General features: G+C 59.4%; 14 protein-coding genes. 6 read left to right on the top strand and 8 right to left on the bottom strand.

The features are described 5' to 3' along the window. Window positions 1–32 precede the first annotated feature (32 nt). The gene (locus FGA82_RS27945) at window positions 33–1,031 is read right to left on the bottom strand and encodes an AraC family transcriptional regulator (RefSeq protein WP_141129589.1); all 999 of its coding nucleotides are present in this window, start codon (window positions 1,029–1,031) and stop codon (window positions 33–35) included. 351 nt (window positions 1,032–1,382) lie between these two features. On the opposite strand from FGA82_RS27945, the gene FGA82_RS27940 reads away from it, so the two are divergent. Further along, a complete protein-coding gene (locus FGA82_RS27940; RefSeq protein ID WP_141129588.1) occupies window positions 1,383–2,717 on the top strand; it encodes a dicarboxylate/amino acid:cation symporter in 1,335 nt (444 codons plus the stop codon). A gap of 143 nt (window positions 2,718–2,860) precedes the next feature. Beyond that, window positions 2,861–4,042, top strand: a complete 1,182-nt coding sequence (locus FGA82_RS27935; RefSeq protein WP_141129587.1) for a CaiB/BaiF CoA transferase family protein — start codon at window positions 2,861–2,863, stop codon at window positions 4,040–4,042. Between the two features lie 108 nt (window positions 4,043–4,150). Here FGA82_RS27935 and FGA82_RS27930 read toward each other — a convergent pair whose 3' ends face one another. Together FGA82_RS27930 and FGA82_RS27925 are read right to left on the bottom strand one after the other, a co-directional pair. After that, on the bottom strand, window positions 4,151–4,645 hold the full coding sequence (locus FGA82_RS27930) for a SprT family zinc-dependent metalloprotease (protein ID WP_064391623.1): 495 nt from the start codon (window positions 4,643–4,645) through the stop codon (window positions 4,151–4,153). Window positions 4,646–4,772: 127 nt separating this feature from the next. Next, window positions 4,773–5,375: a Yip1 family protein gene (locus FGA82_RS27925; protein WP_053122787.1), complete on the bottom strand. Its 603-nt coding sequence runs from the start codon at window positions 5,373–5,375 to the stop codon at window positions 4,773–4,775. Between the two features lie 289 nt (window positions 5,376–5,664). Here FGA82_RS27925 and ttcA point away from each other — a divergent pair, with 289 nt between their 5' ends. Then, window positions 5,665–6,489, top strand: a complete 825-nt coding sequence (ttcA, locus tag FGA82_RS27920; RefSeq protein WP_141129586.1) for a tRNA 2-thiocytidine(32) synthetase TtcA — start codon at window positions 5,665–5,667, stop codon at window positions 6,487–6,489. A gap of 150 nt (window positions 6,490–6,639) precedes the next feature. Beyond that, the gene (locus FGA82_RS27910) at window positions 6,640–7,314 is read left to right on the top strand and encodes a DNA-3-methyladenine glycosylase I (protein ID WP_095123040.1); all 675 of its coding nucleotides are present in this window, start codon (window positions 6,640–6,642) and stop codon (window positions 7,312–7,314) included. A gap of 148 nt (window positions 7,315–7,462) precedes the next feature. Here FGA82_RS27910 and FGA82_RS27905 read toward each other — a convergent pair whose 3' ends face one another. The 3 genes from FGA82_RS27905 to arsC are packed head-to-tail and all read right to left on the bottom strand — an operon-like array spanning window position 7,463 to window position 8,837. After that, window positions 7,463–7,888 (bottom strand): DUF2069 domain-containing protein, encoded by a 426-nt coding sequence (locus tag FGA82_RS27905; RefSeq protein WP_038367452.1) that lies wholly within the window; start codon window positions 7,886–7,888, stop codon window positions 7,463–7,465. A gap of 2 nt (window positions 7,889–7,890) precedes the next feature. Continuing rightward, the gene (gene wrbA, locus FGA82_RS27900) at window positions 7,891–8,487 is read right to left on the bottom strand and encodes an NAD(P)H:quinone oxidoreductase (protein ID WP_141129584.1); all 597 of its coding nucleotides are present in this window, start codon (window positions 8,485–8,487) and stop codon (window positions 7,891–7,893) included. Continuing rightward, complete coding sequence (arsC, locus tag FGA82_RS27895; RefSeq protein WP_141129583.1) at window positions 8,484–8,837, bottom strand: arsenate reductase (glutaredoxin); 354 nt, start codon at window positions 8,835–8,837, stop codon at window positions 8,484–8,486. The genes wrbA and arsC overlap by 4 nt, the downstream gene beginning before the upstream one ends. Window positions 8,838–8,950: 113 nt before the next feature. Between arsC and FGA82_RS27890 the strand changes: the two genes are divergently transcribed. After that, window positions 8,951–9,418: a TlpA disulfide reductase family protein gene (locus FGA82_RS27890; protein ID WP_141129582.1), complete on the top strand. Its 468-nt coding sequence runs from the start codon at window positions 8,951–8,953 to the stop codon at window positions 9,416–9,418. 409 nt (window positions 9,419–9,827) lie between these two features. On the opposite strand, the gene FGA82_RS27885 is transcribed toward FGA82_RS27890, so the two are convergent. Together FGA82_RS27885 and FGA82_RS27880 are read right to left on the bottom strand one after the other, a co-directional pair. Then, on the bottom strand, window positions 9,828–10,232 hold the full coding sequence (locus FGA82_RS27885) for an META domain-containing protein (protein WP_123453349.1): 405 nt from the start codon (window positions 10,230–10,232) through the stop codon (window positions 9,828–9,830). Further along, window positions 10,232–10,666: a hypothetical protein gene (locus FGA82_RS27880; protein WP_141129581.1), complete on the bottom strand. Its 435-nt coding sequence runs from the start codon at window positions 10,664–10,666 to the stop codon at window positions 10,232–10,234. The genes FGA82_RS27885 and FGA82_RS27880 overlap by 1 nt, the downstream gene beginning before the upstream one ends. Before the next feature lie 133 nt (window positions 10,667–10,799). On the opposite strand from FGA82_RS27880, the gene FGA82_RS27875 reads away from it, so the two are divergent. Then, window positions 10,800–11,252, top strand: a complete 453-nt coding sequence (locus tag FGA82_RS27875) for a hypothetical protein (protein ID WP_123594397.1) — start codon at window positions 10,800–10,802, stop codon at window positions 11,250–11,252.

The raw sequence follows: 11,252 nt of genomic DNA, 5'->3' as shown, positions 1-11,252 counted from the left end.
TCTCTACAGTGAGGGGCTTTTGATGTAGCGCCTCACAGCTCCTGCGCCCGATAGGCCCCCGGCGTCAGCCCCGTCCACTTCTTGAACGCCCGGTGAAACGCCGACGGTTCGGAAAACCCCAACTGCTCGGCAATCTGCTGCAACGACAGATCCGCCCGGCCCAAATGATAAATGGCGATATCCCGCCGCAACTGATCCTTCAACTCCTGAAAGCTCGTGCCTTCCTCACGCAAATGCCGGCGCAGCGTTTGCGGGCTGATGTGCAGATGCGCTGCAACCGCTTCCAGATCCGGCCAGTTCGCACTGTCGCGATTGAGCAAACGACGCAGGCGGCTGCTCAGGCTGTCGCCATCATCGGGACGTGAGAGCAGGTCGGCGGGGGAGCGTTCAAGGAAGTGTTTGAGGGTGCGTTCGTCCTGCAACAGCGGCATAGACAAATAGCGGCTGTGGAATAAAAGGCTGCTTTGATCGGTGCCGAAGGTCAGCGGGCAAGGGAACAGCAGGTCATATTCGGCGCCGTGTTCGGGGCGCGGATAGCTGAAAGTGGCCTGTTCGAGGCGAATCCGCTGGCCAATCAGCCAACTGCCCAAACGATGCCAGATCACCAGCAAACTCTCGGTCAGAAAGTGATCCGGATCCCATAACCGTGAATCGTCGAGGCTCAAACGCACCCATTCGTCTTCGCGCGTCAGGCTCAGGCGCGGGGCCTCAGGGAATAGGCTATAAAACAATAAACCGCGTTGCAGTGCCTTCTCCAGATTGCGGCAGTGAATCGAGGCGTGACACATCATGGCGAAACTGCCGGGTTTGCTCGGCGCATTACCGAAACCCAGGTATTCGTCGTCCAGCGCCAGCCACAGGCCCTGAATCAACCGGGTGAATTGTTCCGGGGCGATGCGTGCGCGGGGCTCGTCGAGCAATTCCGGGCTGATGCCCAGCTGCAGCAGCAGGCCCGAGTAATCGAAACCCACGCGGCGTGCGCCTCCGAGGGCGGCACGGGCAAAATGACTGGCGATGGTGCGTTCGCGCATAAGCGGCAGATCCTTCCTCAGGCGCCGGATGGTAGCGGCGGGCTGGACGCATCGACAAGGCGGATTTCCGCCAAATTGTAGGACGAGAAGCGGCGAGTTGGCGGAAATCCGCCACACTTGAGTAACCGAATGGTGACATCCATTCACCTGTAATCCCTGATATCAAAAGGCTTGCAGGCAATCGCACCAAAGTGGCACGACGTTTGCGATACAAGCCACAGAAGCGTGCGTTTCGCCCTGATGGGAAATGCTGCTCCAACAACAAATCCCTCCAGTGCAGGAGGGTTCGCAATTCAGGTTTCGCGGTCAACAGATGGATGTTGTCACGCGGGACGCTTGAGGACACTTGCAATGACGACTCGTCAGCCACTGTACAAATCCCTGTATCTACAGGTGATCGTCGCAATCGTTATCGGTATCGCGCTCGGTCACTATTACCCGCAGTTCGGCGTGGCGGTAAAGCCGCTGGGTGACGGGTTCATCAAGCTGATCAAAATGATCATCGCCCCGATCATCTTCTGCACCGTGGTCAGCGGCATCGCCGGCATGCAGAACATGAAGTCGGTCGGCAAGACCGGCGGTTACGCACTCCTGTACTTCGAAATCGTTTCGACCATCGCGCTGCTGGTCGGTCTGGTCGTGGTCAACGTTGTGCAACCGGGCGCCGGCATGCACATCGACGTCGCCACCCTCGACGCTTCGAAAGTCGCTTCTTATGTAGCGGCCGGCGCTGACCAAAGCGTTGTCGGCTTCCTGCTCAACGTGATCCCGACCACCATCGTCGGCGCGTTCGCCACCGGTGACATCCTGCAAGTGCTGATGTTCTCGGTGATCTTCGGTTTCGCCCTGCATCGCCTGGGTGCCTACGGCAAGCCGATCCTCGACTTCATCGATCGCTTCGCCCACGTGATGTTCAACATCATCAACATGATCATGAAGCTCGCGCCAATCGGTGCCTTCGGTGCCATGGCCTTCACCATCGGTGCCTACGGTGTGGGTTCGCTGGTGCAGCTGGGTCAACTGATGATCTGCTTCTACATCACTTGCCTGGCGTTCATCCTCATCGTCCTTGGCGCCATCGCGCGCATGCACGGTTTCAGCGTGCTGAAGATGATCCGTTACATCCGTGAAGAACTGCTGATCGTCCTCGGCACGTCCTCGTCGGAATCGGTACTGCCACGCATGCTGATCAAGATGGAGCGTCTGGGCGCGAAGAAATCGGTAGTGGGTCTGGTGATCCCGACCGGTTACTCGTTCAACCTCGACGGTACCGCGATCTACTTGACCATGGCTGCTGTGTTCATTGCTCAGGCCACCGACACGCACATGGACATCACTCACCAGATCACCCTGCTGGTGGTGTTGCTGCTGTCCTCCAAAGGCGCAGCCGGTGTGACCGGTTCGGGCTTCATCGTGTTGGCAGCGACCCTGTCGGCAGTAGGTCACCTGCCGGTGGCCGGCCTGGCGCTGATCCTCGGTATCGACCGCTTCATGTCCGAAGCCCGCGCCCTGACCAACCTCGTTGGTAATGCTGTGGCGACCATCGTGGTTGCCAAGTGGGTGAAAGAGCTGGACACCGACACGCTGCAAACCGAGTTGGCTTCGGGCGGTCGTGGTATCGCTGATACCCGTCCGGAAGATGACCTGGGTGTGGCTGAAGGCCCGACACCTAGCAGCGTCAAGTAACCCTCGCTTCATGAAAAACCCGCTTCGGCGGGTTTTTTCTTGCCTGCTGTTTGAGCGTAACGGTCACACCCGCTGACATTTGCGGTGATTGCCGTGCGCGGCATCGCTGCCTAGGCTGAGTGCATCGCCCAAGGAGTTCGCCCATGTCCGCACCGCTGGCCTCATTGAAAATCCTCGATTTCTCGACATTGCTGCCGGGGCCATTCGCCTCGTTGTTGCTGGCGGACATGGGGGCTCAAGTGCTGCGCATCGAGTCACCGACGCGCCTGGATCTGCTGCGGGTATTGCCGCCGCATGATGGCGGAGTGTCGGCCAGTCATGCTTACCTTAATCGCAACAAACGCAGCCTGGCGCTGGATCTGAAACAGCCCGAAGCACTGGAAGTGGTCAAGCAACTGCTGGCCGATCACGACATCGTTCTGGAGCAGTTTCGCCCCGGTGTGATGGAGCGCCTGGGCCTGGGCTATGAAGCGCTGAAGGCGATCAACCCGAAGCTGATCTATGTGTCGATCACCGGTTACGGCCAGACCGGGCCGTACAAGGATCGCGCCGGGCATGACATCAACTATCTGGCGCTGGCCGGGCTTTCCAGTTACACCGGCCGCGCCGACAGCGGGCCGTTGCCGCTGGGCATGCAAGTGGCGGATGTCGCCGGTGGTTCGTTGCACGGGGTGATTGGCTTGCTGGCGGCGGTGATTGCGCGGCAGCAGAGCGGGCAGGGCACGCATCTGGATGTGAGCATGACTGATTGCGCGTTCAGCCTGAACGCCATGGCCGGGGCCGGGTATCTGGCGTGCGGTGAAGAGCCTGAGTGGGAAGATCAGATGCTCAATGGCGGCAGTTTCTACGACTACTACCGATCCAGAGACGGACGCTGGATGTCGGTAGGCAGTCTGGAACCGGGGTTCATGCAGCAACTGTGTGCGGCGTTGGGGCGGCCGGAGTTGGCGGCGCAGGGCTTGTCCTCAAAGCCCGAGCAGCAGCGGGCGTTGAAATACGCACTGACGGTCGAGTTCGAAAAGCATGACTTTGCTGAATTGTGCGAGATGTTTGCCGGGATCGATGCGTGTGTCGAGCCGGTATTGAGTCTGGGTGAGGCCGTGCGCCATCCGCAGTTGCAGGCACGGGAGCTGGTGACGCAGGTGCCGCGCGCGGATGGCACGACGCAGGCGCAGATGGCCTGTCCGTTGAAGTTTTCCGAAGCGTTGCCGGCACCGCGGCATGTTGGCGCGGCTTTGGGGCAGCATACGGATCAGGTGTTGGGGGAGCTTGGGTTCAGTGTGGAGCGGATTGCTGAATTGCGTTCATCCAAAGTGATTCTTTAGTGCCTGTACCGACCCTTTCGCGAGCAAGCTCGCTCCCACAGGAGAATGCATTCCAAGGTGGGAGCGAGCTTGCTCGCGAAGAGGCCACAACAGGCAATAGAAGACTGACTATTCGACGCGCATCTCGCCGCTGAACACCAAGGTACTCCGGCAGCGCCGGCACAAATACCGCCGCCCCTGCCGCACCAGGCTATGGCGCTGCGCCGAAAACGGAAAATCGCTGTCCGCACACGGGCATTTATAGATATAGCGGGTCACGCTGCGCCGCTTGATTGCATAGGTGTGGCAGCGATCCGGCGGCAGTTCGTAAACCCCGCGCATGATCAATTGCCATTCCTCGCCATGGGGCTGGATACGGTCGCCAAACAACTGATGGGCGATCAGGTGCGCGACTTCGTGGGCCACGGTCTGCTTGAGGAAGTGTTCTGCGTTTTCCCGGTACAGCTGCGGATTGAAGCGCAGCAGGTTCTCGTGCAGATGCGCGACACCGGCTTTTTGTCCGCGCAGCTTGAGGCTGACAACAGGACGAGGGAATGAGCGTTTGAAAAAGGATTCTGCGAGTTGGTAACAGTCTTCGACGCGGGTATTGAGTTGCTCGGGCATGCTTGATGGATCTCCAGAGGCGTCGAGTATGCCGCAACGCCGCAGACTTGCGAATCATCGAGCTGCCGAATGGTCATTCTCCAAACGACAAGGCCGCCTTGCGGCGGCCTGTATTCAGCCTGTCGAGTCAGTTGGTATAAACGGGACCTACGCCCAGCCCCCAGACAATCACGGTGAACGCCATGATGGCGACCAGCACCACCAAACCCACCGCCAGCACTGAGCTTGAGAATAGAAAACCTTCGTCCGACGGAATATTCATGAATGTCGGCAGCCCCACGTACAACAGATAAACCGTGTAGCAGATGGCCGCCGTACCGACGATCATCCCCAGCCACATATGCGGATACAGCGCCGCCAGACCGCCGACAAACAACGGTGTCGCCGTGTAAGTGGCAAAAGCCACGCAACGAGCCAGGCTTGGATTAGCGTCATAGGTGCGCGCCATCCAATGCACGAACGCCCCCATCACGGCGACGCCGCCGAGCATCGCCAGGTAAGACATGACGGTCATCCAGATCGCGCTTTCAACGGTGAGCATCACCGGCGCGCGGTTACCAATCACCCAGCCGACCTGGGTGGTGCCGATAAACGCCGAGATGGCGGGGATTGCCGCCAGAATCAGCGTGTGGGTGAGGTACATGTGGCTGATGCTTTCCTCTTGGTCGCCACGGATTTCCTTCCATTCCTGATCGGGGTGGGTAAAAAGTCCCACTACGTGATGGATCATGCCAGTCACTCCTCTTGTTATTGCCATCGCCCCCCAACGGAGCGCCTACGGGCCAAGGTGGCCGAGCAAATACAGGTCTTCAGATTGTGTGCGACCTTATGTCGCAGTATAGAAAGGACTTAACCGCACAGGTATTAGGGGGTTAGAGCAAATCGCGCTGTAAACAGGGCGGGTAATCGCCTCGGGGTCTGTTAACGCGTTGTTGGCTGGCCGTGACAACCTGTGCCCACAACGCCGGGGTTTTTGCGTAAAATGCCGGCCTTTCGTCACACCTCACGGATTTCGCGTCATGGGCACTCTTACGGTCAACCAGAACAAACTGCAAAAGCGCCTGCGCCGCCTGGCCGGCGAAGCGGTCGCCGATTTCAACATGATTGAAGATGGCGACAAGGTCATGGTCTGCCTGTCCGGCGGCAAGGACAGCTACACCATGCTCGACGTGCTGCTGCACCTGCAGAAGGTTGCACCGATCAAGTTCGAGATCGTCGCGGTGAACATGGACCAGAAGCAGCCGGGCTTCCCCGAGCATGTGCTGCCGGCCTATCTGAAAGAGCTGGGTGTCGAGCATCACATCGTCGAGAAAGACACCTATTCGGTGGTCAAGGAACTGATTCCGGAGGGCAAGACCACCTGCTCGCTGTGTTCGCGTCTGCGTCGCGGCACGCTGTACACCTTTGCCGACGAAATCGGCGCGACCAAAATGGCCCTCGGTCATCACCGCGACGACATCGTCGAGACGTTCTTCCTCAACATGTTCTTCAATGGCAGCCTCAAGGCCATGCCGCCGAAGCTGCGCGCCGATGACGGCCGCAACGTGGTAATCCGTCCGCTGGCGTACTGCAACGAGAAAGACATTCAGGCTTACTCGGATTTGAAAGAATTCCCGATCATCCCGTGCAACCTCTGCGGCTCGCAGGAAAACCTGCAGCGTCAGGTGGTCAAGGAAATGCTTCAGGATTGGGAACGCAAAACCCCGGGCCGAACCGAAAGCATCTTCCGCAGTCTGCAGAATGTGATCCCGTCGCAACTGGCCGACCGCAACCTGTTCGACTTCACCAGCCTCAAGATCGACGAGACCGCGGCTTCGCGCTTCGTTAACGTCGTCAACTTGTAAACCCGATCCATGTGGGAGCGAGCTTGCTCGCGAAGGCGTCGTGTCAGCCGACATCCATGTTGAATGACAGACCGCTTTCGCGAGCAAGCTCGCTCCCACAGTATTTTGTGTTCACAGGTAAAATTTCATTTTCAATTCCCGGGAGAGGGCATGCGCGATTACAAGTGGCTGCACGAATACTGCTTGAACCGTTTCGGTTCGGCGGCTGAACTGGAAGCCCATCTGCCCGTTCCCAAGACCCCGGCGCAACTGCGCAAGATCAGCGACGACCGCTACCTCTCGACCATGGCTTTGCGCGTATTTCGCGCCGGCCTCAAGCACAGTCTGGTCGACGCCAAGTGGCCGGCGTTCGAAGAAGTGTTTTTCAAGTTCGACCCGGAAAAAGTCGTGCTGATGAGTGCCGAACACCTTGAGCGTCTGATGCAGGACGCGCGGATCATCCGCCACCTCGGCAAACTGAAAAGCGTGCCGCGCAATGCGCAGTTCATTCTTGATGTCGAGAAAGAGAAGGGCAGTTTCGGCGCGCTGATCGCCGACTGGCCGGTGACCGATATCGTCGGTCTGTGGACGTACCTGAAAAAGCACGGTCATCAATTGGGCGGGCTGTCGGCGCCACGGTTTTTGCGCATGGTCGGCAAGGACACGTTTGTGCCGAGTTACGACGTGGTTGCAGCGCTGAACGCGCAGAAGATCGTCGACAAGGTGCCGACCAGTCTGCGCGATCTGGCGATTGTGCAGGATGCGTTCAACCAGTGGCATGAGCAGAGCGGCGGACGGGCGATGAGCCAGATATCGATGATGCTCGCGTACACCGTCAACCATTGAGTCAATCCGATCGTTCCCATGCTCCGCGTGGGAAGGCCGCCCGGGACGCTCGGCGTCCCTGAGACGCAGAGCGTCTCTGGATGCATTCCCACGCAGAGCCTGGGAACGATCGAATGCAGGAGCTGCCGAAGGCTGCGATCTTTTTCTATCAGGCGACGGAGATCTCGCCTTCGCCAGCCAGTTTGCGATTCAACTGATACCGCCACCGCACATACAACAGCGCCGAGCAGAACACCGCCAGGCTCGCGATCATCTCCAGCACACCAAACCACTGCCGGCTCGGGTCATACGCCGCCAGTGCGCCTTTGATGAAATACAGATTCACCACAAAACACATCCACGAATGGCCTCGTGCGCTACCCATGATCATCGCCGGTGCGAGAACAATCCACGGGATCAGCTCGACCAGCAGAATCACCCATGGCCGCGCGCCGTGCAGATCGGCGAATAGCAGGTAGTAGGCCGCGAGCAGACCGGCTAGGGCAAAAAAGCTCAGCAGACTGACAACCCGCATCGCTTTCACGCGCGGCTCAAGCCACTCGACCGAGGGCAGGACTTTCGGCTTTTTCGCCACTGTCAGCCCTCCAGTTTCTGCGCAGTCTTGGCCAAGCGCAGACCCAGCGCCCGGCACAGCGCCACTTCGTGCTGATCGAGGCCTTTTTTACCGTCAGCTCCAGCGTGATGACTGGCACCGTAAGGCGTACCGCCGCCCTGGGTTTCCAGCAACGCCGACTCGCTGTACGGCAGGCCGGTGATGAGCATGCCGTGGTGCAGCAATGGCAGCATCATCGACAGCAGCGTGGTTTCCTGACCGCCGTGCAGGCTGGCGGTGGAGGTGAACACGCCGGCCGGTTTGCCGACCAGCGCGCCGGTCAGCCACAGGTTGCTGGTGCCATCGAGGAAGTATTTCAGCGGTGCGGCCATGTTGCCGAAACGCGTCGGGCTGCCGAGGGCGAGGCCGGCGCAGTTCTTCAAGTCATCGAGGGTGGCGTAGAGCGCGCCTTCGTCCGGTATGGCCGGGGCCACGGCTTCGCACTCGGTAGAGATTGCCGGCACGGTGCGCAAGCGCGCTTCGAGACCAGCCTGCTCGACACCGCGGGCAATCTGCCGGGCCATCTCGTTGGTCGAGCCGTTGCGGCTGTAATACAGCACCAGAATGTACGGCGCGCTCACGGCAACAACTCCAGAATATTTTCCGGTGGACGACCGATGACGGCTTTGTCGCCGACTTCAAGAATCGGTCGCTCCATCAGTTTCGGGTGCTGAGCGATGGCGTCGATCAATTGCGCTTCGCTGAGGCTTTCGTCAGCCAGTTGAAGCATTTTGTATTCATCTTCCCCGGTGCGCAGCAACTGGCGTGCGCTGATCCCGAGCTTGCTGAGCAGGGCTTTGATTTGCGCGGCGTTCAGCGGGGTTTCGAGGTAACGCACGACGTTCGGGGTCAGGCCTCGGGCTTCAAGCAGCTCCAGCGCGCCGCGGGATTTCGAGCAGCGCGGATTGTGATAAAGCGTCAGATCGGTCATGGCGGGTCGCTTCTGGCGTAAAGTGGCGGCTATTCTAACTGTGCAGCGCGCAATCCAGAACCTTCGGAGGCAATGGGTCGCAGGCGCCTTCAAATTTTCACAAGGAACACGACATGACACGGCGATTGGCAGCGGCATTGACGATATTCGGGGCGTTGATGCTGGGGGGCTGCGGCAATGATTACGGTATTGACCAGAACGGCCAGAAGGTTGCGTCCGAGCGCTTGGACAAACAATGGGTGGTGCTCAACTACTGGGCCGAATGGTGCGGCCCGTGCCGGACTGAAATCCCGGAACTCAATCATTTGGCTGATGAACTGAAGAGCAAGAACGTTGGGGTGTTCGGGGTCAACTTCGACAACGTGCAGGGTGTGGAACTGAAAGACGCCAGCGAAAAGCTCGGCATCAAGTTCACCGTGCTGGCGCAGGATCCGGCGGAACTGTTCGAGTTGCCGCGCAGTGAGGCGCTGCCGGTGACGTACATCATCGACAACAAGGGCAAGGTGCGTGAGCAGTTGATGGGGGAGCAGACGGCGGCGGGGGTGATGGCCAAGCTTGAGGCTCTGCAGGCGACCAAGTAACGTCAAAAGCCCCTCACCCCAGCCCTCTCCCAGAGGGAGAGGGGGCCGACCGAGGTGTCTGGCGAGGTACATCGACCTGAGAGATCGAGTCGATTGTAGATTCGCCAAAGCAAGATCAGGTCGATTATGGGGGCGCCAAAGCAAAATCCAGTCGAACTATGGATTCGGCGATGGCCGTTCAGGTCGGCGTAGCTCTCCAATATCCCCCAATCAGTCCCCTCTCCCCCTGGGAGAGGGCTAGGGTGAGGGCATCGGCCGACTCACCGACCTAAAAGACCCAGTCGATTATGGATTCGATGAAGACCTTTCAGGTCGGCGTAGCTCCCCAATATCCCCCAATCAGTCCCCTCTCCCTCTGGGAGAGGGTTAGGCGGGCGGCGTTCCGATGAGGGCTTTGGCGGCCTGAGGCTTAACCCTCTTCCAGCCACCAGCGCAACGGCTTTCCTTCAGCCGGCCAGAAGCGCATCTGCTCGATCGGCGAGATGTCCCAGCGCTCGACATGTTCCAGCGCCTGCAGAAAGCGTTGTTCCTGTTCCATCAGCGCTGGTGCACAGAGCTTGCGGGTCTTGCCGATCTTGCCGAAGGTCAGCTTGTCACCGTCCAGCGTATACGGCGCGAACCAATGGTTGCAGCCACCGTTGCCGTAAGCGCGGCCATCATCGCCAAGGGTCACGGTCAGATGGCTGTAATCCATCAACGGCCGCTCACCGATCCACTCCAGAATGTAGCTGCGGTTTTGCTGCAGTTGCACTGGCTCTGCCGCGCACCCCACCAGACCCACACCGACCATAGCGGTCAGGGCAAAGCGTTTCATCACGCAGGCTCCTGGCATTTCGGGCACAAGTGCTTGTCGCCAACGGTTTTCCAGCCCAGTTCGGCGATGCGCGCGGTGGCTGCCGGTTTTTCGGCGGCTTTGCCAAGTTTGGCGTCTACCGCGAATTCGAAGCTCAGCTCTTTGGCGCAGCTGTCGCAATTGACCTGCCAGGTGTGGATCGCCAGCTCACCGAACACCGGGCCTGTGGTCATCGCGGTCCATTGGCCCGGCGGATTGATCAGGTGGCGGACGGTTTCAACGGTCAGGCGCATGGACAAGTCCTTGCTGCCTTTGAGGGTGACCAACAGCGCGTCACCAATACGAATCGAGCCACCGTTGCCGGTGACCTGATAGCGGCCCGGAACGAGGGCGCGGCATTCGGTGAGGGTGTGTTGCGGGTTCATCAGGGTATAGCGGAAATCGTGTTCGACCATGGGTCCTCCAAATATGCGCGACATGCTAGCACGGGCTTGATTGCAGGATGATGCGCGCGTGTGACCTTCGATCAGGTTCAATTGAGGCGACGCTCATGGCAAACTGCCGGCCTCGACTCTGAAGGAACGGAACATGGCGCTGATCGAATGTTATGAATGCAAGAAGAGCATCAGCTCCGAAGCCAACGCGTGCATTCATTGTGGGGCTCCAATGGCGGAGCAAGCAGTACACGCGCAGACCGCAGCCGCGCCGGTACAGGCTGCAACAATCTCGTTTGGCAGCCTGCCGCGTAACAAGGCTGTGCCCGAAGTCAGTGCTCCAGCGCCTGAACCGCAACCTTTACCGAAAGTCATGCCGGCCGCCGCGCGGCGTCGGCGCCAGCAGCCAACCGAGCAAACGGTTACCGAGCAGGCCAACGCCGATGGCAGTCGTCCGGTGGAAGGTTGGCTGAAGATCATGATCTTCCTGCTGCCGATGTTTTTCGTCTGGTTCCTGCTGCGCAACGGCCACTCGATGAAACAGCGCTTTTTTGGCTTCGGCTGGCTGGCGTTGCTGATTCTGGCGTCCTCGCTTTCACCGAAATAA

The organism is Pseudomonas fluorescens (assembly GCF_005938625.1).
Taxonomy (GTDB): domain Bacteria; phylum Pseudomonadota; class Gammaproteobacteria; order Pseudomonadales; family Pseudomonadaceae; genus Aquipseudomonas; species Aquipseudomonas fluorescens_BD.
This window is presented reverse-complemented; position numbering and strand designations above follow the sequence as displayed.

Coding starts and splice junctions, on each gene's coding strand:
- FGA82_RS27945 (WP_141129589.1), bottom strand. CDS start 1,031: ATGCGCGAACGCACCATCGCCAGTCATTTTGCCCGTGCCGCCCTCGGA.
- FGA82_RS27940 (WP_141129588.1), top strand. CDS start 1,383: ATGACGACTCGTCAGCCACTGTACAAATCCCTGTATCTACAGGTGATC.
- FGA82_RS27935 (WP_141129587.1), top strand. CDS start 2,861: ATGTCCGCACCGCTGGCCTCATTGAAAATCCTCGATTTCTCGACATTG.
- FGA82_RS27930 (WP_064391623.1), bottom strand. CDS start 4,645: ATGCCCGAGCAACTCAATACCCGCGTCGAAGACTGTTACCAACTCGCA.
- FGA82_RS27925 (WP_053122787.1), bottom strand. CDS start 5,375: ATGATCCATCACGTAGTGGGACTTTTTACCCACCCCGATCAGGAATGG.
- ttcA (WP_141129586.1), top strand. CDS start 5,665: ATGGGCACTCTTACGGTCAACCAGAACAAACTGCAAAAGCGCCTGCGC.
- FGA82_RS27910 (WP_095123040.1), top strand. CDS start 6,640: ATGCGCGATTACAAGTGGCTGCACGAATACTGCTTGAACCGTTTCGGT.
- arsC (WP_141129583.1), bottom strand. CDS start 8,837: ATGACCGATCTGACGCTTTATCACAATCCGCGCTGCTCGAAATCCCGC.
- FGA82_RS27890 (WP_141129582.1), top strand. CDS start 8,951: ATGACACGGCGATTGGCAGCGGCATTGACGATATTCGGGGCGTTGATG.
- FGA82_RS27885 (WP_123453349.1), bottom strand. CDS start 10,232: ATGAAACGCTTTGCCCTGACCGCTATGGTCGGTGTGGGTCTGGTGGGG.
- FGA82_RS27880 (WP_141129581.1), bottom strand. CDS start 10,666: ATGGTCGAACACGATTTCCGCTATACCCTGATGAACCCGCAACACACC.
- FGA82_RS27875 (WP_123594397.1), top strand. CDS start 10,800: ATGGCGCTGATCGAATGTTATGAATGCAAGAAGAGCATCAGCTCCGAA.